Origin of the sequence: Candidatus Sysuiplasma jiujiangense, assembly GCA_019721075.1 — an archaeon.
Taxonomy (GTDB): Archaea; Thermoplasmatota; Thermoplasmata; order Sysuiplasmatales; family Sysuiplasmataceae; genus Sysuiplasma; species Sysuiplasma jiujiangense.
Genome location: JAHEAD010000001.1, coordinates 76,356 through 100,750, shown reverse-complemented (window position 1 = coordinate 100,750; position 24,395 = coordinate 76,356). Strand labels below are relative to the sequence as shown.

The 24,395-nt window shown below is 47.2% G+C and carries 24 protein-coding genes, 3 tRNA genes and 1 pseudogene; 17 read left to right on the top strand and 11 right to left on the bottom strand.

All coding sequences use genetic code 11. The features are described 5' to 3' along the window. The first annotated feature begins 2 nt into the window (after positions 1 to 2). Both KIS29_00460 and KIS29_00455 read left to right on the top strand, forming a co-directional pair. Positions 3 to 107: transfer RNA gene (locus KIS29_00460), tRNA-Thr, on the top strand. A gap of 85 nt (positions 108 to 192) precedes the next feature. Next, entirely contained in the window at positions 193 to 1,743 is a 1,551-nt protein-coding gene (locus KIS29_00455) for an oligosaccharide flippase family protein (GenBank protein MBX8638794.1), read from the top strand. An 8-nt stretch (positions 1,744 to 1,751) separates the two neighbouring features. Here KIS29_00455 and KIS29_00450 read toward each other — a convergent pair whose 3' ends face one another. Beyond that, a complete protein-coding gene (locus KIS29_00450; GenBank protein MBX8638793.1) occupies positions 1,752 to 2,111 on the bottom strand; it encodes a hypothetical protein in 360 nt (119 codons plus the stop codon). A 64-nt stretch (positions 2,112 to 2,175) separates the two neighbouring features. Continuing rightward, positions 2,176 to 3,144, bottom strand: a complete 969-nt coding sequence (locus tag KIS29_00445) for a hydroxyacid dehydrogenase (protein MBX8638792.1) — start codon at positions 3,142 to 3,144, stop codon at positions 2,176 to 2,178. A gap of 373 nt (positions 3,145 to 3,517) precedes the next feature. Between KIS29_00445 and KIS29_00440 the strand changes: the two genes are divergently transcribed. Next, on the top strand, positions 3,518 to 4,372 hold the full coding sequence (locus tag KIS29_00440) for a sulfite exporter TauE/SafE family protein (protein MBX8638791.1): 855 nt from the start codon (positions 3,518 to 3,520) through the stop codon (positions 4,370 to 4,372). Continuing rightward, on the top strand, positions 4,369 to 4,737 hold the full coding sequence (locus KIS29_00435) for a DUF1634 domain-containing protein (protein ID MBX8638790.1): 369 nt from the start codon (positions 4,369 to 4,371) through the stop codon (positions 4,735 to 4,737). Before KIS29_00440 ends, KIS29_00435 begins: the two co-directional genes overlap by 4 nt. Positions 4,738 to 4,956: 219 nt before the next feature. Here the strand turns inward: KIS29_00435 and KIS29_00430 are convergent, their stop codons facing one another. Further along, complete coding sequence (locus KIS29_00430; protein ID MBX8638789.1) at positions 4,957 to 5,649, bottom strand: hypothetical protein; 693 nt, start codon at positions 5,647 to 5,649, stop codon at positions 4,957 to 4,959. Positions 5,650 to 5,784: 135 nt separating this feature from the next. Between KIS29_00430 and KIS29_00425 the strand changes: the two genes are divergently transcribed. Next, on the top strand, positions 5,785 to 6,534 hold the full coding sequence (locus KIS29_00425) for a hypothetical protein (GenBank protein MBX8638788.1): 750 nt from the start codon (positions 5,785 to 5,787) through the stop codon (positions 6,532 to 6,534). Between the two features lie 63 nt (positions 6,535 to 6,597). Here the strand turns inward: KIS29_00425 and KIS29_00420 are convergent. After that, positions 6,598 to 6,684: transfer RNA gene (locus tag KIS29_00420), tRNA-Val, on the bottom strand. Positions 6,685 to 6,785: 101 nt separating this feature from the next. Here KIS29_00420 and KIS29_00415 point away from each other — a divergent pair. The 5 genes from KIS29_00415 to KIS29_00395 all read left to right on the top strand — a co-directional run bounded on the left by KIS29_00415 (position 6,786) and on the right by KIS29_00395 (position 12,695). Next, positions 6,786 to 6,860, top strand: a tRNA-Arg gene (locus tag KIS29_00415). A 165-nt stretch (positions 6,861 to 7,025) separates the two neighbouring features. Continuing rightward, positions 7,026 to 8,234 (top strand): DNA repair exonuclease, encoded by a 1,209-nt coding sequence (locus KIS29_00410; GenBank protein MBX8638787.1) that lies wholly within the window; start codon positions 7,026 to 7,028, stop codon positions 8,232 to 8,234. Next, positions 8,231 to 10,921 carry an AAA family ATPase gene (locus KIS29_00405; GenBank protein MBX8638786.1) on the top strand — a complete coding sequence of 897 codons (2,691 nt, stop codon included), beginning with the start codon at positions 8,231 to 8,233 and terminating at the stop codon, positions 10,919 to 10,921. Before KIS29_00410 ends, KIS29_00405 begins: the two co-directional genes overlap by 4 nt. Positions 10,922 to 11,032: 111 nt before the next feature. Next, the gene (locus KIS29_00400; protein MBX8638785.1) at positions 11,033 to 11,929 is read left to right on the top strand and encodes an ABC transporter ATP-binding protein; all 897 of its coding nucleotides are present in this window, start codon (positions 11,033 to 11,035) and stop codon (positions 11,927 to 11,929) included. Position 11,930: 1 nt separating this feature from the next. Continuing rightward, positions 11,931 to 12,695 (top strand): ABC transporter permease, encoded by a 765-nt coding sequence (locus KIS29_00395; GenBank protein ID MBX8638784.1) that lies wholly within the window; start codon positions 11,931 to 11,933, stop codon positions 12,693 to 12,695. 12 nt (positions 12,696 to 12,707) lie between these two features. Here KIS29_00395 and KIS29_00390 read toward each other — a convergent pair whose 3' ends face one another. The 3 genes and pseudogenes from KIS29_00390 to KIS29_00380 all read right to left on the bottom strand — a co-directional run bounded on the left by KIS29_00390 (position 12,708) and on the right by KIS29_00380 (position 14,551). Continuing rightward, complete coding sequence (locus tag KIS29_00390) at positions 12,708 to 13,700, bottom strand: S9 family peptidase (GenBank protein MBX8638783.1); 993 nt, start codon at positions 13,698 to 13,700, stop codon at positions 12,708 to 12,710. Continuing rightward, positions 13,631 to 14,245, bottom strand: a complete 615-nt coding sequence (locus tag KIS29_00385; protein ID MBX8638782.1) for a PD40 domain-containing protein — start codon at positions 14,243 to 14,245, stop codon at positions 13,631 to 13,633. The genes KIS29_00390 and KIS29_00385 overlap by 70 nt, the downstream gene beginning before the upstream one ends. Before the next feature lie 120 nt (positions 14,246 to 14,365). Beyond that, a pseudogene (locus KIS29_00380) lies at positions 14,366 to 14,551 on the bottom strand (PD40 domain-containing protein). A gap of 180 nt (positions 14,552 to 14,731) precedes the next feature. On the opposite strand from KIS29_00380, the gene KIS29_00375 reads away from it, so the two are divergent. Beyond that, a complete protein-coding gene (locus tag KIS29_00375; protein ID MBX8638781.1) occupies positions 14,732 to 15,490 on the top strand; it encodes a gamma-glutamyl-gamma-aminobutyrate hydrolase family protein in 759 nt (252 codons plus the stop codon). A 16-nt stretch (positions 15,491 to 15,506) separates the two neighbouring features. On the opposite strand, the gene KIS29_00370 is transcribed toward KIS29_00375, so the two are convergent. After that, positions 15,507 to 16,004, bottom strand: a complete 498-nt coding sequence (locus KIS29_00370; protein MBX8638780.1) for a hypothetical protein — start codon at positions 16,002 to 16,004, stop codon at positions 15,507 to 15,509. Between the two features lie 280 nt (positions 16,005 to 16,284). Next, positions 16,285 to 16,671 carry a hypothetical protein gene (locus KIS29_00365; GenBank protein ID MBX8638779.1) on the bottom strand — a complete coding sequence of 129 codons (387 nt, stop codon included), beginning with the start codon at positions 16,669 to 16,671 and terminating at the stop codon, positions 16,285 to 16,287. Between the two features lie 211 nt (positions 16,672 to 16,882). Between KIS29_00365 and KIS29_00360 the strand changes: the two genes are divergently transcribed. Both KIS29_00360 and KIS29_00355 read left to right on the top strand, forming a co-directional pair. After that, positions 16,883 to 18,670, top strand: a complete 1,788-nt coding sequence (locus tag KIS29_00360) for a DUF835 domain-containing protein (protein ID MBX8638778.1) — start codon at positions 16,883 to 16,885, stop codon at positions 18,668 to 18,670. A gap of 152 nt (positions 18,671 to 18,822) precedes the next feature. After that, on the top strand, positions 18,823 to 19,479 hold the full coding sequence (locus KIS29_00355) for a hypothetical protein (GenBank protein ID MBX8638777.1): 657 nt from the start codon (positions 18,823 to 18,825) through the stop codon (positions 19,477 to 19,479). A 4-nt stretch (positions 19,480 to 19,483) separates the two neighbouring features. On the opposite strand, the gene KIS29_00350 is transcribed toward KIS29_00355, so the two are convergent. Continuing rightward, entirely contained in the window at positions 19,484 to 20,326 is an 843-nt protein-coding gene (locus KIS29_00350; GenBank protein ID MBX8638776.1) for a sulfurtransferase, read from the bottom strand. 183 nt (positions 20,327 to 20,509) lie between these two features. Between KIS29_00350 and KIS29_00345 the strand changes: the two genes are divergently transcribed. Beyond that, the gene (locus KIS29_00345; protein MBX8638775.1) at positions 20,510 to 20,671 is read left to right on the top strand and encodes a hypothetical protein; all 162 of its coding nucleotides are present in this window, start codon (positions 20,510 to 20,512) and stop codon (positions 20,669 to 20,671) included. 83 nt (positions 20,672 to 20,754) lie between these two features. Next, positions 20,755 to 21,894, top strand: a complete 1,140-nt coding sequence (locus KIS29_00340; protein ID MBX8638774.1) for an acyl-CoA dehydrogenase family protein — start codon at positions 20,755 to 20,757, stop codon at positions 21,892 to 21,894. Here KIS29_00340 and KIS29_00335 read toward each other — a convergent pair whose 3' ends face one another. Then, a complete protein-coding gene (locus tag KIS29_00335) occupies positions 21,895 to 23,223 on the bottom strand; it encodes an acetyl ornithine aminotransferase family protein (GenBank protein ID MBX8638773.1) in 1,329 nt (442 codons plus the stop codon). 345 nt (positions 23,224 to 23,568) lie between these two features. Between KIS29_00335 and KIS29_00330 the strand changes: the two genes are divergently transcribed. Both KIS29_00330 and rpsB read left to right on the top strand, forming a co-directional pair. Further along, positions 23,569 to 23,748 (top strand): DNA-directed RNA polymerase subunit K, encoded by a 180-nt coding sequence (locus KIS29_00330; protein ID MBX8638772.1) that lies wholly within the window; start codon positions 23,569 to 23,571, stop codon positions 23,746 to 23,748. 15 nt (positions 23,749 to 23,763) lie between these two features. Next, positions 23,764 to 24,384, top strand: coding sequence for a 30S ribosomal protein S2 (gene rpsB / locus KIS29_00325; GenBank protein ID MBX8638771.1), 621 nt, complete (start codon positions 23,764 to 23,766; stop codon positions 24,382 to 24,384). Positions 24,385 to 24,395 lie beyond the last annotated feature (11 nt).

Genomic DNA, 24,395 nt, shown 5'->3' with positions numbered 1-24,395 from the left:
GCGCCACTGTAGCTTAGTGGTAGTGCACGGGCACCACTATATAGCGACGCCTTGGTATCACCGATACAAATAGGCGTAGGTCGAGGGTTCAATTCCCTCCAGTGGCTTATACCGGCATTTCTGACTTGCAGCCATACTTCTGTTATCAAAAGCTTATTGAAGTGCATATGATTCGATACTGTCTGGTATACCATGGCGGAATCTCTGGCGAGAAAGTCATTTTTCTCCACACTGATAAATCTCGTCGGCGCAGTCATTGCGTATGTTGGCATACTCACAATTTCGAAATATATGGGATCGAGCGCAGTTTTCACAATCGGTCTCATAGGCTTCACCTCAAGCTACGTTGGCGTCTATCTGCCTGTAAGCAGACTTGGCTTCCAGACAGCCCACATAAAAAAAGTGTCGGAAGGTGCCGATTTAGGGCAGTGCAACGGCTCATTTCTTCTCATCACTGCACTGTTGACAGGTCTGATGTCGCTTCTGGTTTTTGGAACTATATTCTTCTGGATATATGTTCTGGGCAAGGGATTCGAATCGCCGCTGGAGGTTCAGGGAATTTGGATAATGCTTGCCTATACCATAATAAGCACTCTTGCCACCGTGCCTGCATCAACTTTCAATGCAAGGAGGGAGACAGTAAAAGCGCAGATTGGTACATTTGCAGGTCATATCGTAAGGGTCATCGCAATTATATTTGTCGTTTTTTCTAAATTGTCCCCGATCGATGTGATATGGACGTACCTGCTGGGCGGCGTCGCATCTACTGCAGTCACATTCTATTATTTCCGTGGATATCCTGTCAGTAAACCGTCAAAGGAGCTCATCAGGGAGTACAGGAAATTTGCAGATCCGCTCCTTATACCTTCACTGATAGGCCTCCTGCCGACAAGCCTGTCTGTTGTTCTTGTGGAGCTTTTCTGGCATCTGGCAGGGGCCGGACAGTTTTATGCCAGTTACAGGATAGCGTCGGTGTTTGTCGTTCTCGGCGGAAGCGTCACTTCGGTCGTATTTCCCAGGATATCAGAACTGCACAGTATGGGGAAGCATCTGCAGATCAGGGAGAGTACGCTTACATCGGAATACTTTCTCTCATTTGTGCTCGCACCGCTTTCGCTATTTATGGTATTTTTTCCAATCGGAATACTGCATGTAATACTCTCCAACCATTTCTATGGCGCGGCAACCCCTCTCGCCATCCTTGCAGTCTGGCTTTATGTTACAAGCATCTCCGGTCCCAAGAACAGCGTAATTACAGGAATGAACAGGCCCAAGATTTCAGCCTGGATAACAATTGTGTCTACCCTTGTCTCTCTTGCCGTGATGGTAGTCGCGATACCTGTTTCAATATTCGGCATTCCATTACTGGGAATGGGACCTGCAGGAGCCGCCCTTGGACTTCTCGCAGGCGCTGTCGTACTGTATGCAATGTCTCAATACCACTCGAAGAAACTGGCCGACACGCACTTTGACTTCAGTGTCGTCTATTTTTTCATCATTGCTGTCATATCCGATCTGATGGTGATGCCGCTTACACTGCTCATTCCTCTCCAGCAGTGGAGGTGGTATGATGCCGTCTTCTTTGCGTTAGTCAGTGGCGCCGTATACCTGGTATTATGTCTTCTGTCAAGAATAGCCTCCATCGAGGATTTGAAAGTATATATCGATGCGCTTAACCCGCTGGCCATGCACCGTTATGTTTCAGACGAACTTTCCTCTGATTTCAAGGGTGACAGACGTTAGCCGATACGTCAGAAATACTCCCAAACGATATCTTCATCGAGTCCAAGTTTCTTTACCCACTCCACGACACTGTCCATGCATTCCGTAGGGACCAGCAATCTGTATTCATGCTCTTCTGCCTGAACCATGATGAGAGATGACAGGCGTTCCTCCGCCTCCGTGCTTCTGACAGTTTCACAGGTCTCTACCTGAACCACTACGCCGATGCCTTTTTCATTGAAACCGATTAAGTCAGGCTGAACACCGTTAATCTTGCCCGGCATGGTCTCTGCGTCGATGAGGGCGGCAACAGCATGGAATCCCTCATTCTTCAGGGTAATGAACATGCTTCTTCTCATTTCGGCGATCTTTTCATCATCCTTATGCATGAGATGATGGTATCGCGTACGGTAATAAAAGCAATCCATTGTTAGTTGGCTTGGAGTGTTGCAACTATGGAGTGTAGTCGGATCTGTTTACTTTGTTGAGCGGTTCCTCATGTCTGGCATATCGAAAAATGTTCTCAAAAGCCACACGGACTGAATAATCTCCCTGTTCTTCCACATTGCCTGAATTATGCGGGGATCCTATCACATTTGGCAAGGATAAAAAGTCATATCTGGGAGTATATATTCGATCATCACGTGGTTCATCCCACCAGGTATCAATTCCCGCGCAAAATTTCTTGTTATTCCTGAGGTGTTCGAACAGATCCCGCTCGACTATTATTTCACCTCTAGCGACATTGATGAGTATCGCGTCATCCTTCATTATCGACAGTTTTTCACTGTTAAATTTGTGCTTTGTCTCCCTGTTCAGCGGCGCTGAAATAACAATCACATCGGAGCTCATCAGCATTCTGTCGAGATCCGCCGGTTTGCCATACCAGTCAGGTCGCGGTTCGCTGTTTGGATTCCTCGAAATGGCATGAATCTGCATACCAAAGGCTCTGCCAATTTTTGCTACTTCCCTCCCGATCCCACCATAACCGTATATGCCGAGAATTCTACCCCTCAGTTCCCTGCTGATTTCACTTCTCTGAAAAATTCCATTCTTCATGGCAATTTCATTTTTCTTAAGGTTCTTTGACAGCGCGAGGATCATTGCAAAAACATGTTCTGCAATGGGTTTCGCAAATGCACCCGCGTTAGTGCAGACGAGTATGGTTTCCGGTATCTCTGAGAAGTTGAGATAATCCACCCCTGCTGACTGTGTTTGGATCATCCTGATACCGTTGCATTTTGCAATCGCATCCTTCAGCTTTTCCCTGGCGCCGAAACCGAGGAACATCACTTCACAGTCCGATAAATCCGCTTCTGCAGCACTCTCAAAGTAAATCAGCTGAATTTTGGAATTCCTGCAGGAATCATCAAGTTCTTTTTTTATCTCATTCCGTATGGAACCGAGAACAACTACCTTCAAAGCACCACTTCCTCTGACACTGCTCGCAGTCGAATACAACAGTTCAGTTTATTTCTATTTTGCCTGATGCGATCGCAGTCAGGTCCCATCCCATTGCGGCATTAATCATTTATATCATTTGTCTTTCTGGTTACCTAATCATGTCCAAATCGCTGTTTCCGGATGATTTTCAGGTTCAGGAAAACAATGCGGTTTTCGGACTTTTTTCATTCACCTTCCTGCCCTGCCGCCTGGCATTTTGCGATAATATTTCATTGTCACATGCGGGCTATCATATTTACGGCACAGTCAAAACGCGGCCGAACTCAACGGAGCTGTTGAACCGCACATGCTCTGTCACCGGGAACAAATTTATTGACAGCAGGTGATATTTATCGCACCGCTCTTACTTTTCTTATTTATATTTTTATCTGGAATTATCGCCGGATTCCTGGGTGCTTTGACCGGCCTCGGCGGGGGAACAATTCTTGTTCCCATACTCTCGCTCTATGTCGGCGTTCCTATTGCATATGCTACCGGTGCCAGCCTGATTTCCACAATTTCCACATCGAGCGGCGCAGCAAGCGCTTACGTCAAGGAGAGACTGACGAATGTCAAAATTGGCATCGGTCTTGAAATAGGAACAACATCCGGAGCAATAGTTGGTTCTCTGACTGCAACCTATATTTATGCCCACCATCTTTCAAGTTTCATATTTGTTCTGTTTGGGATAGTTTTGCTTCTATCCATATATCCCACGGCAAAGAAGATCACGGGTGATATTCCCAGCTCCAGGAAACCTGACTGGACAACACGTTTTTTCGGCCTTTCGGGCGAATATTATGACGAATCGTTGAAAAAAACAGTTCATTACAACGGCAGCAAATGGTTGCTTGGTCTGACAGTGATGTTTGCGGCCGGCTTCATTTCGGGTCTGCTAGGAATAGGATCTGGCGCTCTGAAGGTACTCGGAATGGATTATGCGATGGCGCTTCCGATTAAGGTCACGACGACAACAAGCAATTTCATGATCGGTGTGACGGCAGCTACAAGCAGCGGCATTTACTGGGCAGACGGTCTCCTGCAGGCGTTCATCATCGCTCCTACTGCTGTTGGCGTTCTCATCGGTGCATTGCTGGGCACGCGCGTTCTGGTAAGGATGAAGAACAAGCGGATACGTCTGGTATTTCTCGTTCTGCTTGCCATTTTGGGAATTCAGATGATTCTCAGGGGGCTTGGTATATTTTGAGGGACATTGAAGATATTATCAGCTATTCACTGATCACGGGTGTCGTCATAAGCGCACTGCTTATTACTTCGGGTGTCATCATGTTGTTCGTGCAGGGAGGAATACCGGGTTATTCGCTGGGAGCCATCGGGAATGTCCATTCAACCCTCAACACCAAGACGTATGGCTTCTTCGAGGCCTATTCGCACTTCAGCGGAATCACACTGATTTATACCGGTCTGGTCGTCCTGATATTCACACCGATTTCACGTGTGATCCTGCTCATAGGCAAGTTTGCAAGCGTTAAGGACAGACTCTATCTGTTGTTATCCATCATAGTAATAATCAATCTGTTTATTGCAATAGTCATAATTCCACACATCTGATCCATTTACCGCCCACGGCCAAAACGGAACATGCTTTTCTGAACTTCATCAATAGATGCCAAAATCCCGCTTCTTGCATTATGATCGGCTTTAAGTCGCTTGACACACAATCTGCTGGTCCATATCCGAAAAATTTGATTGCCAACGACCAGGAGCAGTCCTTCTGAAGAGTCGTGTGCTCAACCGATATCTTACCTAGAAGTGTTCAGTGCAGAGACGTTATTCTGAGTCAACAAGTGAAATTATCTTTTCCATCGTATGCTCATGTTTCCTCTCATCCTCATCAATCCATTCAAGGAGGAGTCTTGCAACGGGGTGCTCTATTTTGATGTTCCCTGTCAGACTGGACTCGGAAGCCCTGTCCTCGATAGACAGCATCATTTCGAGGAATGTCCTGTCAGGAAGGGAGAAATCCGCTCCTTTTCCAGATTCCATCCATGAAATGATCTGGGAAACCACATCACCATGCCTTATGCTGTCCGATGCAATCATTCTGAGCAGCAGTTTTGTATATTCGTCGTCCGTGCGGTTCGACATTTCAAGGTATTTTTCAGCGGCGGACAGCTCAAGCTGAAGTCTTTTCCTCAGCAGTGACAGCGACTCGTCGTTAATCTTCTCCCCGCTCTGAATAAAGTGTCTCCCTGTGCTGATTATTGTGAACTGCCTTGCAATTTCGAGCAGTTCTACCGTCTCAATCCTTCCTTCCTGCAATTTTATGAGACCCGCTGCCCTGGCAACAACAGGTTCTATCAGACTGTCAAGCACTTGCATGCCAGGAGTGCCCTTGCCCCTTCTGCCTTTCAGATATTGTATCACGGCCGGCTGTGTCGTGCCGACTACAACCGCTATATCCCTCACTCTGAATCCCATTGAATACAGTCTTGACGCAATTCTTGACCTGATGGCCGGCATCAGCTTTTCCTCACCTGTAGGTTTCGGAGAACTACCGATTTGTATTTTCAAGCAAATCGACTGTTAATAACACTGTTAACATAACTAGTTAACGCCGTTATCTATGAATATAAGCATATTACTGTGTTTAAAATCATGTTATCTTTCATCGAGGTTATCCTTCTATCAGCTGTCATGGGATTTTCTATTTACCTGTCGATACCCGTAGTCCTCAGGAGCGGAACCGGGGCAGAGATTTTGAAGCTTCTTAATGCAGGTGCTATCGGCATACTGATGTTCCTTCTTGCGGATATTTTCTCCAATGCCACTCCTGTCATCTACAATGGTGCACTTTACGGCTATGGCAGCAGTCCGGTTGCAGATGTTATTTTCATTCTTTCATTTGCCGCTGGCTTCGGCATACTCTATCTTATGGAGAACAGATCCAAGGAAGGACTGACGGCTTCAAGGACTGCCCTGCTTATGGCTCTCGGGATAGGTTTTCAGAATCTGACTGAAGGTCTTGTCTTTGGCTCCACGGGTGCACTCATAGGCCTCAGCGGCGCCGCTACGGTGATACTTCTCGGCTTCATATTGCAGAACATGACTGAAGGCTTTCCTATCTCATCTCCATTTCTCGGAAACCTGAAAAACAGAGAAAGGCAGATTATCGGGCTGCTTCTAATAGGCGGTGTGCCAGACATCATTGGAGGTGCGTTCGGCTATTACTTCAATTTGAAACTCATCGGGCTCTTGTTTGATGGTCTGGCAATGGGGACTATCATGTATGTCATTCTGCCTATGATAAAATCGCTTTTTTCTGACAGGGACAGAAAATTGCGCAATCTTGCGTACATCGGAATATTCGCCGGATTTTTGACAGGTTTTGCGGTAAATTTGATTTAATGCCAAAGACCGTCTGGCGGCATCATCTTTTCGGTAAACAGTCCGTACCTGCCTGAGGATAAGTGGGCTGAGGCGGAATTGAACCGCCGACCTCCGCGTTTCCTACCACAGGATGTAAGCGCGACGTCATAACCACTAGACCACCAGCCCTCGTTCTCCGGTCGCAAAAATGGCTACGTGCATTAATTGTTTTCTCTATATTGGTTTTTCTTATGATAGTTTTTTGAATGTGTTGAAGCTAACGGTGAACGGGGCTCGTAGGGTAGTCAGGATCATCCTGCTGGTCTTCGGAACCAGCGACCCGGGTTCGAATCCCGGCGAGCCCGCAGACAATTTTGTTGCGCCCCGCCGAGGATATGATTTGGTACTGCTGAAAACTGAACGTAGGCATAATCTCTGCGGCTCTGGAAACGCCCGAAACAGTTCAAATCGAATCAAAGCGGCTTTCGATATGCCCCTGCCAAATTAATAATATCTGAAAAATTACTCACTTGTCCGGCTCAGTTCAATGTTTCATCGAAAGCTGGAAGGCCGAGAGTTTTGTCGCTGTGACGGCAGAGGTAAGTGATGCACCTATGGTGAGGATGCTTCATACTTCAGACTGGCATATGGGTCTCAAGGCGGTACAGATAGGAGAGAAAGCAGGCGAGGTCAGAAAAAAGAGGTATCAGACAGCTTCGCTCATAGCAAATATCGCAAAGAGTGAAAAGGTCGACTTTGTAATTATTTCCGGTGATACGTTCGACAACCACAATGTCGACGACTCGGTCGTCAGATATACCATTGATATACTCAACGGATTTTCACCCGTCCCCGTTCTGATACTTCCGGGGAATCATGATCCCCTGTTGGCAGGAGGCGTTTGGGACAGGGGGGCGTGGAAGCACGCCGGAAAACATATCACGCTGATGGCAGAAGAGGCCGAGAAGGAGGTTGTTGAGGGCACTTTCGTCTATCCTTGCCCTGTTTCCCAGAAACTGAGCAGCAGGGATCCTACTTACTGGATACCAGAAAGGAAAAAGGATGAATGCATCAGAATAGGCATAGCGCATGGCTCCCTCAGGACAGTATCTGATTCAGTCAACTTTCCAATACCTGCCGACCGAGCTGACATCTCTGGTCTCGATTATCTTGCACTCGGCGACTGGCACAGTTTTCGGGCAAGCGGCAGGACAGTCTATTCCGGTACCCACGAGCAAACAACATTTGGAGAATCAGACGCAGGGAATATCGTCATTGTTGACATAGGAAAGGCTCAGGATCAGCCCAAAATTGAAAGAAGACGTGTGGGGCAGCTCAAATGGTTTGAGCATGATGTCTTCGTAAGTGATGAAACCGACGTGGAAAGGATGCGTTCCAGGATATTTTCCGATGCTCAATTAAGCTCACAGCTTCTTCGTATTTCTGTCAGACTTGACGAGAATATTCCAGACGATGCATTCCGTTCTCTCTCATCCCTGCGTTCGGAATTGATGGAAAACGCACTGTATGTAGACTGGCCGGAGGAATCAATGCTTCAGCCTGTAGGTTCAACTGATAATTTGCCGCCGGGCCTCATGTCCGATATGGCTGCTCTGCTCCACGCACTTTCTGAGGGAAAAACACCCGACGGTTATGTGAACTATGCCAACACAGACAAGCAGGCTGTTCTTGAGGCCATGTCTCTGCTGAAACGTCTTTCAAAGGAGGGAAATTTCTGATAATTGAGGAGATCGCTGTTTGCAACTGGCGTTCATACAGGAAGTTGCATACATTCCGATTCGACCCGAGAATTAATCTGATAGTAGGAAGAAATGAGGCCGGCAAATCCACACTTTTCGAAATTATGACCAGATTGATGTTTGACAGGCACAATACAAAGAGTGAGGAAATAAGACTTGCACAGCCGCTGGGCAGTTCCCTTGGCCCTGAAGCATGGATGATTTTCACATCAGGTCAGAAACGATACAGGATCCACAAACGCTTTTTGCAGGATCCCATCAGTGAGTTCTATACCGAAATCAATGGAACGTGGGTCATGAACGATGATGGCGACACTTCTGATATGAAACTAAGGAAGATACTTGGAGGTGAAACGTCTCTGAAAGGCACCGCAAAACCTGAAAATCGCGGTCTTGCACAGGCCCTCTGGTATCTTCAGTCAGACGGGGCAGTTCCACAGAGTGAATGGAATGAAGGAGTAAAGCATGGTATACAGGGGCTGGTTAATCTTGCTGTCAAATCTGATGCCGAAGAGACGTTTCTCAGGAGACTTGAAACCGAATACAGAAAATACTGGACCCCTGAAGGCAGAAAACCGGCTAAAGGCGAAATCGCATCTCTTGAGGCAGAGATTGATGTGATGGAGAAGGAGCTCTCGGAGTTCCGGGAAGCTGAGTTGAGGCTTAACGGCTTTCGCCAGGACCTTGAAAGTTTGCTGGAGCATAAAAGGTTAAAATCCGTGGAACTGGAGGCTCAGCAGGCTGAACTGAAAACCCTGTCGAAGAAACTCGATGATGCAGAAATATATGAAAATGAACTGGCAGCATTGGAGTCAAATGCTGCGGAACTTGAAAAGAACCTGAGGGATCTGCAAAAGGACAGGAGCCTTATACTGGAGAACCGGAAGGAGATTCAATCTCTTGCGGAAGAAATAGCAATTCTGGAACAGAATCTCTCGGATGAAAAGAGAGAACTCAGGACAGTTTTGGAAAACACCGAAAGGTACAATGCTGATATTAAAAACAGACTGGAGCCTTCTCTGCAGCTGATAGAAAGAGAACTGAAGGGACTCCAGTCTGCCAGAAACTTGAGGAATCTGGAAAAAAACAGGAATATACTTGAAGATCATCTCAGAAGAATCAAAGCGCTGAAAAATGAAATTGAACTGAAGCAGCAGGATCTTTCCGGGCTTTCAGCACCTGATATCAGGGAGATCAGGAAGTTTGAAAGACTCAATGAAGATTTTGCAAATCTGAATGCTAAGATCGAAGCAAGTGCAGTACGTGTTTACTTTAAATGGCTCGGAGAGAGAAGGGATGTAACTGCAACACCGCCTGCCACTGCTGTTAATGCAGATGAATTCGTTGTAAGAGAGGCAACAGAGTTCAATATTCGCGGAGTGGGGACAATTACAGTTCGCAGCGGTGCTGAGGAGCTTAAGGAACTTCTCTCCAGGCATGATGATCTTAAAAAGAAAATCGATGGGCTGTATTCCAGATTTGGAGTGAATACATCAGATGAACTTATGAATCTCTACGAACGGCGCAGGGAAATTGAGGGTGCAATTGTCAACCTGAAACAGCGCCTTGACGATGTTGAGAGAGCCAATCCGGATGCTGAGACAGAACTCGAACGCGTTCTCAAAGGCATAGCTGAGGAGAAACGTTTCTCCACATTCTTCGAACTGAGCCCGGAAGACAATAAAGGAAGCGTGATCCGTGAAATGATACTGGAGAGGGAAGAGAAGAAGGAGAAACTTATTGGTGATATATCACAGACGCAGAAAACTGCATCAGACGAGAGGAAAAGGTATGAAGATCTGCAGAACGGAGTCATCTCAATTGCCTCCAAGCTCTCTGACAGAAGGGCCAGAAAACAGAAGGATGAAAATGAAATTGAAAGGGTTTTGAGAAATTATGGCACGTTCGACAACCTCGATAATTTAATTGCCGCCGCCGAAAATGACAGGAAAGCCAAAAGCGAAAGACTTGAAACGCTTCGCAAAAACTACGGTGAGAAGGTAACTGCTCCTAAAGAGAAATACAGCAGGACGGAAGCACTCATCGGCAGGCTGAAGGAGCAGATGCATGGCATCGATATAGAAACAAGCAGGCTGAATGCACTGATAGAGGGAGATGTCAGCAGGAAAGGGTATACAGCTATGGCCGACCTCGAAATAAAGCTGAATGCGGCTAAAAAACGGGTCAGGATGCTTCAGTTGCGTTCAGAGGGCGTCAGACTGCTCAAAGAACTTGCAGAGCAATATGAAAGGAGCAAAACAGAAGCTCTTTCTGCACCCGTAAGCCGGAAGCTGGATCCGTGGCTGAAATTTCTTACCGATGGCAACTATGGCGCATTGAATCTCGACTTGGAGCTGAAGCCGTCTTCTGTCTCAGTTCCTGTATATGAAAGCTCGATGCCCGTTGAAAGTCTAAGTCACGGCATGCGTGAACAGATCATTGTTCTGCTTCGCCTTGCAATAGGCGTTATTGCAAGCACGGAGGAGCGAAATCTAATTGTTATTGACGACAGGCTGGTCAATGCCGATACTGTCAGGATGAAAAGATTCTGTGACATACTGTCAGATGCTGCAAGGAGTTGCCAGATCATCATTGCGACCTGCAATGACACTCCCTATTCATCCCTGGAATCTAATGTAATACACGTACCGGCCGACGGTGCATGATACCGCCGGATCGTCCCGGTCCATTGCAATCAGGTTATTAATCAGCCCGGGATTAGCGGATACATAAAACATATCCAACCGGAGGACAGCCTGTTGATTTCATGCGATGGTTTGACAAAGATTTACGGAAAGAGCGGCAGAAAAGCGCTCGATTCCGTCACCTTCACCACTTCAGGCAGAGGCATCTTCGTTCTCATAGGCAGGAACGGCTCAGGGAAGACGACTATGGTCAGAATATTTTCCACCGAGCTCGAGCCGACTGCCGGATCAGTGTCTATTGACGGTGTGGATGTTATCGGCAATCCCGCTGATATCAGGAAAAGGATTGCAATCGTTCCGCAGGAGGCAAGGACAGTTAACTGGATGACGCCGATGCAAACCGCTTTTTCATATCTTCTGTGGAGGGGATTCAGCAGATCGGAGGCGAAAGAAAGAGCAGCGCGCTCTCTTGAAGAGCTCGGCATGAATAAATTCGCAAACAGTCTGAACCGTACACTTTCAGGCGGCATGAAGAGGAAGGTACTTGTTGCAACCGTTCTTGCGTCTGAAGCAGACATTATTTTTCTGGACGAGCCTACAACTGGGCTTGATCCAATATCAAGAAAGGAATTCTGGGAAATTCTGCGCAGAACCTCAAAGGACCGATTTGTCTTCCTCACAACTCACTATCTGGAAGAAGCCGAAGCACTGGCTGATGAGATATGTATACTGGACAGCGGGAAGCTGATAAGAATTGGGACACTTCAGAGTTTGAGGAAAAGCATTGATTTCAATTTCAGTCTCAAAGTGCAAAAGGATCGGCCATTCCGCCTGCCTGAAATTGCGGAAGGAGAACTGTTTGACGGAACAGACGTTCTGCACATACTGACTGTTGAGGAAGAAGCATACAGCATTTCCCGGGATCTTGCCAAAATTGGCGTACGTTTTACTATAAATCCAGTCTCACTTGAAGACATATTCTTTTACCTTGTCGCCAAAACCGGAACAATCGCTGACGGGGGAAAGTAAAATGGGGAGAAACGCTGGCCAGATTAACCGTAACAGGTTCAATCAGTTTCTTGCGTCAGTATATGTCAACGCCATCTATGAAATGAAGAACTATCCTGTGGTACTTATCAACACGATGCTCTCACCACTATCATTTCTGATTCTGATTGTTTTCGTGAGTCACGGAAAACTGATTGGCGAGGCCATAGAGGGAGGACTGATAATGTCCATGTTCGGGGCAGGAACTTCCCTTCTCTCCGACATGTCTCATCTCAAGAACGATTTCAAGCTGCAGGATATGGTTGTCAGTTCGCCCGCATCGTGGCAGATTTATGTCTCAGGCATGGCTGTCTCGGAGATAGTTTATTCCCTTCCGGCTCTTGCTGTTCTCGGCATCATGGCGGTGTATTTCATTCATGGCACGTTTGTAAGCCTGCTGACGTTGATGGGTGTGTTACTCATGATGTTCGTGACATCTATAGCCATCGGCTATACGTTTGCCACATTTTCAAGCGACATAGTCCAGAGTTTTGCATTTTCAAGGCTGATATCGACCCTGTTTTCGACCATCCCTCCAGTCTATTATCCGATCACATATATACCGTTACCATACAGGTATTTCGCATATCTGTCCCCTACAACTTATGCCGCTGAACTTGCTCAGAATGCCGGAGGTTATATTCAGCTCTCCACACAGGCCGTTGTGATTGACTGGCTCGTGCTGCTTGGTGTAACACTCGCTCTCTTCCTGATAGCGAGGACAAAAGCCAGATGGAGAGAGAACTGACATTGTTTCATTTCACTCCACCTTCGTTTGCTTCAGATGACTGTCAAACCAACCGCAGATTGATTGCAACCTTTCAATTCTGTGATGCGGTTTGCCGCTCCTGGACAGCTCATGATTCTCTCCCGGAAACAGCTTCATCTCCACCTCCTTACCGAAGAATTTCAGTGCAGAATAGAACTGATAAGCCTGCTCTACAGGGCACCTGTAATCTTCCTCCGAGTGTATTATGAGCAATGGTGTTTTAACTTTCTCCGCAAATTTGAGCGGGGATTTATCCCAGTATGCCGCGATGTTTTCCCATGGGCTTCCACCTATCTGGTCCCCGTTAAACCACGGTCCGATATCCGATGTTCCGAAGAAGGAGATCTGATTGCTTATAGATCTTTGCGTTACGGCTGCCTTGAACAGGGATGTGTGGCCTATTATCCAGTTTGTCATGAACCCGCCGTAAGAGCCGCCTGTGACACCGAGTCTTGTAGCGTCAATGCTCCTGCATCTAAGCAGTGCGGCTTCCACCCCCTTCATCAGATCCTGGTAGTCGCCTTCTCCGAAATGCTCTCTGACAGCCTGGGAAAATGAATTTTCATAGCCGTCGCTTCCCCGCGGGTTGAAGTAAACCACAGCGTATCCACTCGATGACAAAAGTTGAAATTCAAACATGAACGCATTGCCGTATGCCGTCTTGGGTCCCCCATGTATTTCCAGTATTCCGGGTTTCTTCTTTCTGCCGTAAGACAGATACCAGCCGTCAATTGTTGCACCGTCAAACGAAGAGAAATTGAAATGCTCGGCCTTCCTGAGTCTCCTCGCCTCAATCTCCCTGTTCAAATTCGTCAACCTATCTGTTTTTCCTGATTCGAATGCATATAGTTCCGTCGGAAGTGATGAATCCTGTGCTATTATCGCGAACCCGTCTCCAAGGAAATCAAACGATTCTATGCTGCCCTCAAAATCGTCGACCTTCTTTGTTTTCCCGATGCAATATCTGTTACGTAGATATTGCACATTCCGCCGTCTGTGGCCGTATAATACAGGAGTCTGGCATCATCACTCCATTTCAGAAGCGTGTCTGCGGCTGTTCTGCTGTCTGAATTGACTGAATTGCCAGGATTCCTGTCAAGATCCGATATGTGTCTCATATCTTTCCCGGTAGCCGATATGATGCTTGTCAGGCTATGCCGGAACAGCCCATTTTTCAAATCCCTGTATAGAAATGCAATCTGCTTTCCGTCCGGCGAAAATGCGGGAAAGCTGTATCCGGCAGGCTTGCCCGTGATGCTCTTCAATCCCCCTCCGCCAGCATCACATGTGTAGAGATCTGTCGTATAGACATCCCAGGCATCCTTTCTCAACGTCATTACAATCTTTGAAGCTGCGAGCGAAACATCAAACTGGTTTACGGTTAACGGTCCGTGAGTGATCTGGACGACCTTTCCTTTCAGAGTTGTACGGTAGAGGTGCGTCTCCTTGTTGTCAAGAAACCCCTTTCCGTTGAAATAAAACGGAAACTTTCTTATTGTCCTGATATCGCTCTTATCTTTCCGATTCACTTTCTGCTCCTTTGTTCCCAGGAAAAATATGCTCTTCCCGTCAGCCGACCATACAGGAGAGGAAATTTTGCCGTCAAATTCGCAGACAGACTCCGCCTCTCCCCCCTCGGGACTGATAAGATAAATACCAGATCTCTTCTCCCTCCCCCTCTCGGAAACAAATGCAATGTTTTTCCCGTTCTTTGACCACCTCGGGCTGCTGTCCTTCGTTCCGCCAGTGAAACGCTTTGGCTTTCCGTCAAATAACCAGATGCTGGATTCGTAATCGTTTTTCTTGTCCTCAGGTTTTGTAACGACAAAGAGTATGCGGTTGCCGTTTCAGTGCACGTCACTGAGATATTTCACCCTGTAAAAATCCTTCAGTTTAAGTCCAGTCATGCCGTTGATTAACGCAATCGCTCAATTATTGCTTTCGTTTTCGGAAGGCGCCCAGGCTTTCTCCGGTAAACAATATCTATATCACTTTCCTCTCAATGCCTGTAATGGATGAGAAGGAAACCCCTGATTGGCATAACAATGTCCAGGCGTGATAAAGAAGGAACACGGGAATCGATAAACGTTTCCTACATTGAAGCGGTAGCAAAGGCTGGTGGTGTTCCGGTACCCTTGACCAACTCAGCATCAGGAGTAGAACTCGCAGGTTACTGTGACGGGATACTGCTTCCCGGAGGTGGTGACATAGATCCATCTCTGTATGGCGATAAACCCGATGGAACAGAGATGTCTTCAGTGGAAGCAGAGAGGGACAGAACTGAGAGGGAAATTGTCCTGAATCCCGAATTCGCCGAAAAACCTGTACTTGGAATATGCCGTGGCATCCAGGCGCTTTCTGTATTTCTTGGAGGGAAACTGATACAGGACATCCCCGCTTACCAGAAGTCTGCATCCTCCAACAGGACGTTGAATCACAGGCAGAAAGAGCACAGAAGCCAATTTTCGCATTACATAACAATAAACGAGGGCAGCAGACTTTACAGCATATTCGGCACAGGATCGAGGATGGTCAACTCCCTTCACCACCAGTCCGTCAAAACACCGCCTCCAGGCTGGAATGTCACTGCCTTCTCCGATGATGGAATAGTCGAAGCGATGGAGCTGCCGGGAAATGTTTTCAAGGTTGCAGTCCAGTGGCATCCGGAAGAACTGATCGGCCATTGCGAAATGGACATGAAGCTGTTCGAGTCTTTCGTCAGGAGTGCAGCAGAATACGCCGAATCGGCGGTTAACGGCAATAGGAAAAAATAACAGCGGGAAGCTCCTGTTAGAGCCCGATGTTTTTTATCAATTTCTGGACGTCGTCCTCCGACATCCATTCAACCCTGAGATATTCCCTGATCATTTCATCCGTGAAGCCAATCCTCTTTGCTTCATCCACTGTGATTTTGTACGCTTCAATCTCTATCGGGCTGTCGGCATAATCGTACCGCATGTCGAAGAGCACCCTTCCGTCCAGGAACTGCTTCACGTGGCAGAGTTCGTGCACAATATCAAGATAGACAGTCTCAAAATCACTGTTTTTCAGATGATGCGAACTTATGATGAGGTGGCCATCCACATCGCTAGTACTCATATATCCCCATTTAGACGAAAAAAACTCAACTTTTAGGCTGGATAGAACTCTTTCAGTTTCAGCACCGAAAACTTTCCTGACGACTTCCACCTTTTCAAAGCCTTGAAAATAATCCATAAAAGGGAAAAGCACTGGCTTTGCCTCTCTCCTGATACTTACGCCCAGTTTCTGTTCAATCTCTGAATCCATGTCTGGCCAATGGCTGCCATGATTAAACACTTTTCACAGCATGCCATTCTGCATTCTCAGTATTCAGAACGCTGATTCATCTGAGCGGGGCATTCCCCGTGACTTGAATTCGCTTCAAAGAAATGTTAGAACAAAGGCTTTTAAATAGCACCGTCAATCGGTAAACTTAAACAATGATAAAACTCAGAATCCTCATTGTATCGCTAATGCTTTTTGCACTCATTGCAGGCAGTGCCATAGCACCTAATTTACATTCCATGTTTCCCACGAAATCCGGTCTTCATGCCGGATCTCCCCACGCTTCCATTGCCGATGGCGGATCAAGCGTCGGTACACTGTATCTGACACCTGCAAAGTCCAGCATATACCAGCACGCGTGGAATCTCTCAAGTTCTCCGAATACAACGGTTCCTGCCAACCAGACAAGCGTATACCTTAACACAGTCAGCGAGTCAGGCTTTGCGCTTTTTTTCCCGGGTAAAAATGATTCAACTACTGTAAGTACAACTATTCCGGTTCCAACCAGCTCGCAGGCATACGGGTGGATATCTTCCAGCGCTATCAATGCGACTGTTCCGGAGGGCAGGTGGACCATAAGGGCAGCCGTCACATTACCTTCTTCCTCAGGACTGTCGCTCTCGGGAAGCATTTTACTTGGTGCGTCCATTTACTCATCGAATATCTCAAGTCGGACTTTCAGTAAGCTTATGAGCGTGCAAAACAACACTTTTCACATCGAAAGTGCATCTGCCGGAACTCATTATGTAAACATTTCTTTTAACGACACTTCGTTCATCTTTACACAGACAGATCATCTTTTCGTTGAACTTTATCTGAATCTTTCTTCATTTGCGAGCACCGGAGCATATATAATCACATTGGACGTTGGAGGCAATAACGATTCTTCATACTCCATCGAATATCCTGATTTTGGCTGGCTTAACGGAACCGTCTCCCCCGCGCGATCAGTCGTCACTGTGGACGGCTATCCTGTTACGGTTTCTTCGGCAGGCATTTTCAACATAACACTGGGCCCCGGAGATTACATCCTGAACGCGACGCTGGCAGGCTACTCGAATTTTACAAACTATATCGCGGTCAAATCGGGTTTTTCCTATGCGGTGGATATTGTTCTTGAAAAACTCTACGTCGTAGATATTCAGGAGCATGGTCTCAAAAAAGGAACTCAATGGGCTGTCTATTTGAATGGCAGTCGTGCCAGTCAATCGACGAGTTATTCTTTATTCACAATGATTAATGGAACCTATTCACTTTTTATTCCCTCTGTTCCGGGTTACAGAACCGGTTCATATCCTTCCTCGATATATGTGAATGGGAGCAATCAGACTATTCTGGTTAATTTTACAGTTGCAACCTTCAATGTGGCTTTTGAAGAGACCGGTCTTGCTAACGGTACCGCCTGGAGTTTGATTGTTTCCAACTCCACATTTTCGGTGAACTACACCATAAACTCAACATCCAGTAGCATGCTGTTGCCCAATGGCACTTACAATTACTCTGTAATGAAAGTCCCGGGCTACAGCTCTTCTCCGTCCAGGGGGATTTTCAGTGTAACAGGCAGTACAACGACTGTAAGCGTTACATTCGATCTTATCTTCTACAGAATAACATTCGTCGAAAATGGTCTCCATTCGGCTTCCAAGTGGTCTGTTACGCTGAATGGAGCCACAAAATCCAATAACAGCACTACGATAACTTTCTATGAGACTCTCGGCTCATACAATTATTCGATCGGAACCGTCAAAGGGTACAGTCTGTCGATATCATCCGGCACAATATCTGTTGTTTCAGGTAATCTCACCGTCGGTGTGACGTTCTCTCCAGCTTCAGCCAACGGGAATTCGCTGTTTTTCTCCAAACCGCTCAACCTGTTCTATTTCGCAGTAATACTGATTATACTTGTGCAGATTGAGATAATTGCCTCATTTTACTACTTCAGAAGGACCAGATCAAGGAGTGGCGAAGGAGGCGATAAAAACAGGCCGGGACCAAATGGCAAACCTGACCACTCCCTTAATAGGCAGAAACCGGTTTCAGAAATGGTTGAGGAAAATTCTTCCCAATCAGGCGGGGCCGTTGCATCCGCCGTCGTTTCCCCATCACTGCCGTTGAATGCCGGGCGAGATGCAGAAGACGGTCTGCCGTCGGACAAAAAAATTGCAGGTACGGCAGGCGTGCCGCAACTGTCTTCCATTCTTGAATACGGGAATTCATTTGCATTCTTTGAAGAAAAGGCTGAAAAATCAGTACAGCTGTTCGAAATTGGTTTAAAGAAGGGACTGAAGGGTCTCTGTTTTACGAGGGAATATCCCGAAAAGCTCAGACAGAGACATGACCTCAAGGACGCAGCGGTTGTATGGCTTTCGAACATCGGCAGCCAGGATACCATCAGACCCAAAGATCTGGAAAAGATCACGCTTCAGTGCAATGAGCTCCTTGCTTCATCCCAGAGTGTTATACTCATTGACGGACTGGAATATCTTATTACAAACAACGGCTTCATTAGCGTCCTCAAACTGCTTCAGTTCCTGCGTGATGCGACAGCGGTAAATCGTTCGGTCCTCATTATTTCGATTAACCAGCATGCGATAAAAGACAGTGAGGTCAGCCTCATAAAACGTGAAGTGGACAGAATAGTGGACTAGGCAGGCATCAGTCATTTTGATCAGCGCAGGAGGCGGCAGCATTCAAAATGGCCGAAACCGATTGTGCTTCCTGGTCGGATGTTATGGTCACGGCTCAGGCCAAGGCAAATTTTATGCCGGTAATGAGTATTGAAGACTCGGTGTCTTGAAACATGAATTTCAACGGATGTGTTTTCCCAGACAACCTTCTTTATTCCCCTGATGCGGATCTCTGGTTCACTCCCTCCGGAAACGGATTTGTCACAGGAATCAGCTCCGTCATACTCTGGACATGCGGCAAGGGCATCAGAATAAAAACCAGAAACACCGCTGAGATCATAGAGGAAGGGAAGAGCCTTGCATCCGTAGAAAGCGACAGGTATTTCGGGACCCTCAGACTGCCATTTTCTGCAAGAATTGTCGAAATAAACAAATCGCTCGGTGCATCAGGCATTTCTTCCGCATCCATATATGGCAGCGACTGGATTGCTGTCATTGAGCCTGTCAGCATTGAAAATGCATTGAGCTCCCTTCTCCCGTCTGGCAGCGCCGCTGGGATCATTGAAAAGAAGGTTTCAGAATTGAGGCTGACATGCTTTTCCGACCTGCCGGATGTTGAAATGATAGAGATCGGCAGCGAATGCAATGCAGTTCTCTCGAGGGTCAACCAGGAACTGGAGGGGAAAAAGGCTGGTTTCATCCTTCATCTGGTAACGGACGATCAGACCTCTCCGATCGAAATGGTAAGATGGTCTGATGAAACAGGCAACAGAATAATGGAGAGAAGGAAAATTGAAAACATTTTCCATTTCATTCTGAAAAAACAGTGACGCCTCATTTCTCAATCGGTATTCCAACGGAATTTCCCCATTCAGACCATGAACCGTCGTAATTCCAGACATTTCTGTAACCAAGCAGACGATGCAGAACAAACCATGTGTGCGATGACCTTTCGCCGATCCTGCAGTACGTTATAATGTTCTTGTCCGGCGTTATTCCCTTCTGCTCATAGAGTTTCTTCAGCTCATCGGCACTCTTGAATGTCCCGTCTTCGTTAACGGCCTGCGACCAGGGAATATTTGCCGCACCGGGAATGTGCCCGCCCCTCTGTGCGCCCTCGTTGGGGTATTCAGGCGGGGCTAGAATCTGTCCGGTGTACTCAGCCGGGCTTCTGACATCGACAAGTCTCCAGTCTTTCTGGCCCGCCGCCTTTTTCACATCACCGATAAATGCCCTTATCTTCGGATTGGGCTCCCTTGCCCGGAATGCCGTTTTACTGTAAGAAGGGACATCCCTGGTCACCGGTCTGTCTTCGGAAAGCCATTTTTTCCTTCCTCCGTTCATCAGCCTGACCCTTTCCACACCATAATACCTGAAATCCCAGAAAGCATATGCAGCGAACCAGTTATTGAAATCCCCATAAAGCACGATCGTGGTCTTTTCGTCGATTCCGCTGTTGCTGAAAAGATCTTCGAGCTGTTTCCTGGTGAGTATGTCTCTCGTAAGCTGGTTATTCAGATCCTTCTTCCAGTCAAAGAGTACCGCGCCGGGTATATGACCCTGGTTGTAGTTTGGAACGGGGTCGTAATCGACCTCTACGACTCTGATGTCCTTTTTATTCAGGTTATCGTGTACCCACTGCGTGCTTACCAGTACGTCCTTGTCAGCATAATCCATCTAACCACCCTGTCGTTGCTATAACGGCGTGATATTTCAAGTTTGTTTAATCCGCGGGCAATACCACACTGCTCTCACACATATTGCGGGAGCGGACCAGCATCGGCATCCCCCCGTTACACTGCCGGATAGACCGCAAAGGAATAATAACCTGGAGGACGATGTGATGAACGGTGTTATCGAATGCCGGATGATCCGCATGTAATGCACTGCTCCTATTGCGAATTGAGGATCGGATATAATCCTGAAGCTGCCAGGGTCAATGTTCCCCTCTTCTGTGATGACGACTGCTACAAGCACTATAAGGAAAAATATCCGGACAGGGTGAAGCAGGACTGGCCGTGATATCAGGCCGAAAAGGTTCAGCCGCTCCTTCTCTTCCGCAATAATCTTTTATCAATCTCTCTTCATATAACGACGGTGAAGGCATGAATTTCGAACTCAATGAGGAACAGAAGCTGCTGCTTTCAACTGTTCGTGATTTTGCTGAAAGAGAGGTAAGGCCCATCGCCTCCGATATCGAGGAAACAATGCACTTTCCCGTAGAGCTGATTCCTAAAATGTCTCAAATTGGTCTCATGGGAATGCAGGTCCCGCAGGAACTCGGCGGGAGCGATCTGGATACCGTTAGTTATGCACTTGCTATAGAGGAACTGGCAAGGATAAGTGCTTCCGTGTCGATAATCGTTTCAGTGCATAACTCGCTCGTCCTGCATCCCTTTCTGAAGTACGGCAACGGGGGACAGAAGATGAAGTATGTTACTGAGCTGGCGGCAGGCAGGAGGCTTGGTGCATACTGCATCACGGAGGCAACTGCAGGATCTGACGTTTCAAATGAGAGGTCGACTGCGGTAAAACACGGGAAGAGTTATATCCTCAATGGTGAGAAACTCTATATTACAAATGGTGAAAAGGCAGACACATTTTTTGTTATGGCAAGGACCGGGCATTCCGACAGGACACACAGCTTGAGTGCTTTCATAGTGGAAAGGGATTTTCCCGGTTTTAGAGTATCTGCCCCTGAGAAGAAAATGGGGCTCAATGCATCCGGCACGGTTTCTGTGAAGATGGACAACTGTGAGGTTCCTGAAGAGAATCTGCTTGGAACAGAGGGAATGGGAATGAAGATTGCCCTTTCCACGCTTGATGCCGGCAGGATAGGCGTGGCGGCACAAAGTCTGGGCATCGCTCAGGGATCGCTGGAGGCAGCGATAGATTATTCAAAACAGAGGGAGCAGTTCGGCAAACGGATTTCGGAATTTCAGGCAATCCAGTGGATGATTGCCGATATGGCTACAAGGATAGAAGCATCCAGACTCCTGCTTTACAAGGCCGCCTGCCTGAAGGATAAGGGAATGGATTTCTCCCTGCTCGCGTCCATGGCAAAACTATACGCTTCGGAAACAGCGAATATGGCGGCCGACAGGGCTGTTCAGATACATGGCGGCCTTGGCTATATAAGGGGAACACCGGTAGAGCGATTCTACCGTGACGCACGGGTGACGGAGATATATGAAGGCACAAGTGAGATACAGCGCCTTGTAATCTCAAGAAAAATGCTCCAGTGATCAGTCTACAACGGCACTAATCGACGAGTCGATTATTTCTGTTGCTGTATCAATCTGCTCTTTTGTAACGTTCAGAGAAGGTATCAGCCTGACGCCTGACTTGCCGCAGCCAAGCAGTATCAGTCCCCTCTTGAACGCTCCATTGATGATGTCGTCCCTCTCCTTGACAGCGAATTCCTTTGTCTTTCTGTTTCGGACAAATTCGACTGCTATCATCAGACCGAGGCCCCTGACATCACCTATTATTTCATGTTTCTCCTGAAGCTCAGCCAGTCTCTTCCTGAAATATTCGCCCATCTTTGCGGAATTCTCTACGAGCCTTTCGTCCTTAATTACATCGAGTGTTGCAAGAGACGCGGCACAGCCCACCAGATTTCCTCCGAAGGTGTTCGAATGAGATCCCTCCACACCGAAATCAAGTTCTTTCCTGAAGACGGTGGCGGCAATGGGTATCCCGGATCCCAGGGACTTCGACATTGACATTATATCCGGCTGTATGCCCCAGTTTTCTATTCCCCACATCCTCCCTGTTCTTCCAAGCCCCGCCTGGACCTCATCATCAGCAAAGAGAATTCCGTGTTTCTTGATGATTTTGTGTATGGTAGGGTAAAATTCCTTTGGCGGAACCACATATCCACCCTCCCCCTGGACGGGTTCGCCAAATAGCGCCGCAACCTCGTCTGGAGGTACAAATGTGCTGAAGTATGTCTCCTCAAGCGTTTTTGCACACCAAAGATCACAGGAAGGATACTCCAGATGGTATGGGCATCTGTAACAGTATGCGAAAGGGAGGTGTGTCACTCCCGGCACGCCAGGAAAAAACCTCTGCTGCTGAACGGGCTTGCTGGCTGTCAATGACAGCGAGCCCATTGTCCTTCCATGAAACGCACCGATAAATGCGATCATTCTAGATCTGCGGGTGGACCAGCGTGCGATTTTGATTGCCGCCTCTACGGATTCGGTCCCACTGTTGCTGAAAAACGTCTTCTTTTCATACGTGCCTGGAGTTACTTCCGAAAGTCTCTGGGCGAGTGAAGCCTGGATATCATAATAAAAATCCGTTCCTGCAAAATGCATCAGTTCCCCGGACTGCCTCTTGACTGCTTCTACAATCCTGGGATGACAGTGCCCTACGTTAAGCACACTTATTCCGCTGGAAAAGTCCAGGAACATATTTCCATCCACATCCTCGACATCAAGTCCCCTGGCCCGTTTGGCGACAATCTGCAGCGATTTGGTGGTGGTCGCAACATAGCTGTCGTCTTTGGCTATTATCTCCCTGGCGGCAGGGCCCGGGGGCTCAATTTTGATATCGGGAACCTTTGGCATAAATGACACCTGTCAGTCGAATGTATGGATCGTATATTTGAATGAACCAGATTGGAGCCAGATCGAGTCTCAGAGTGGAGAAGGAGAAATAATAATATTATTGTGCAAATTAATCTTATTGTTTATAAGTATCGATATGCTATTTCAAATTCTATAAGGCGAGTGTATAAAAATATAATATACTACGAATATCGTATTATAATGCAAGTTATTGAGCCGGAAGGCATCTCATGCTCAGGTTTATATCTGAAGAGCTCTCCTGTAAGCCAGCAAAACTGCCGAAATACTTATAAAATGAGCATATAATCGGTAAATCCCAAAACCAGAAGTGACTTTATGAATACCATGCAGTACACGAGATTTGAAAGAGCAAGAATAATCGGAGCAAGGGCACTTCAAATATCGATGGGCGCACCGATATTGATTGAGGTCCCCCGGGAGCTTATCGATCCTGTTGACATTTCAATGCTCGAGTTCAGCAAAAACTTAATACCGATGACAGTTAGACGGAAGAAGAACAATTAATGAGGACGGAATTAAATGATAGGTGAGCAGACCCAGATCGCAACAGATCTTCTGATACCTGAAGACGTCTACCTTACGTCAGGTGTTCACATTGGAACGCAGCAGAAGAGCGCGGATATGAAGTCGTTCATCTTCAAGATCAGGAGCGACGGTCTTTATGTTCTGGATGTAAAGCAGACTGACTCCAGGCTTAGGATCGCCTCTAAATTTCTTTCCAGATTCGAGCCTTCAAACATACTTGTGGTATCGGCACGGCAGTATGGCCAGAAGCCGTCAAAACTCTTTGGCGACAGGATTGGCGCAAAAACATTTCCGGGCAGGTTTGTACCCGGCACCATGACGAATCCCAATCTTCCCGAATTCACGGAACCCGAAGTGCTCTTCGTCACCGATCCTGCTGCCGATCAGCAGGCGCTGCATGAAGCGCTCAACATCGGCATACCCATCATGGGTTTGTGCGATGCAAACAACGAGACCAGAAACGTCGATATAGTCATTCCGACCAATAACAAGGGAAGGAGGGCGCTCGCGTGCATTTACTGGCTACTCACCAGGGAAGTGCTAAAGGCAAGAGGAACTGTAAAATCAGATGAGGAGTTCACTCCCACGATAGACGACTACGAAGCGACCATCTGATTAAGAAAAGC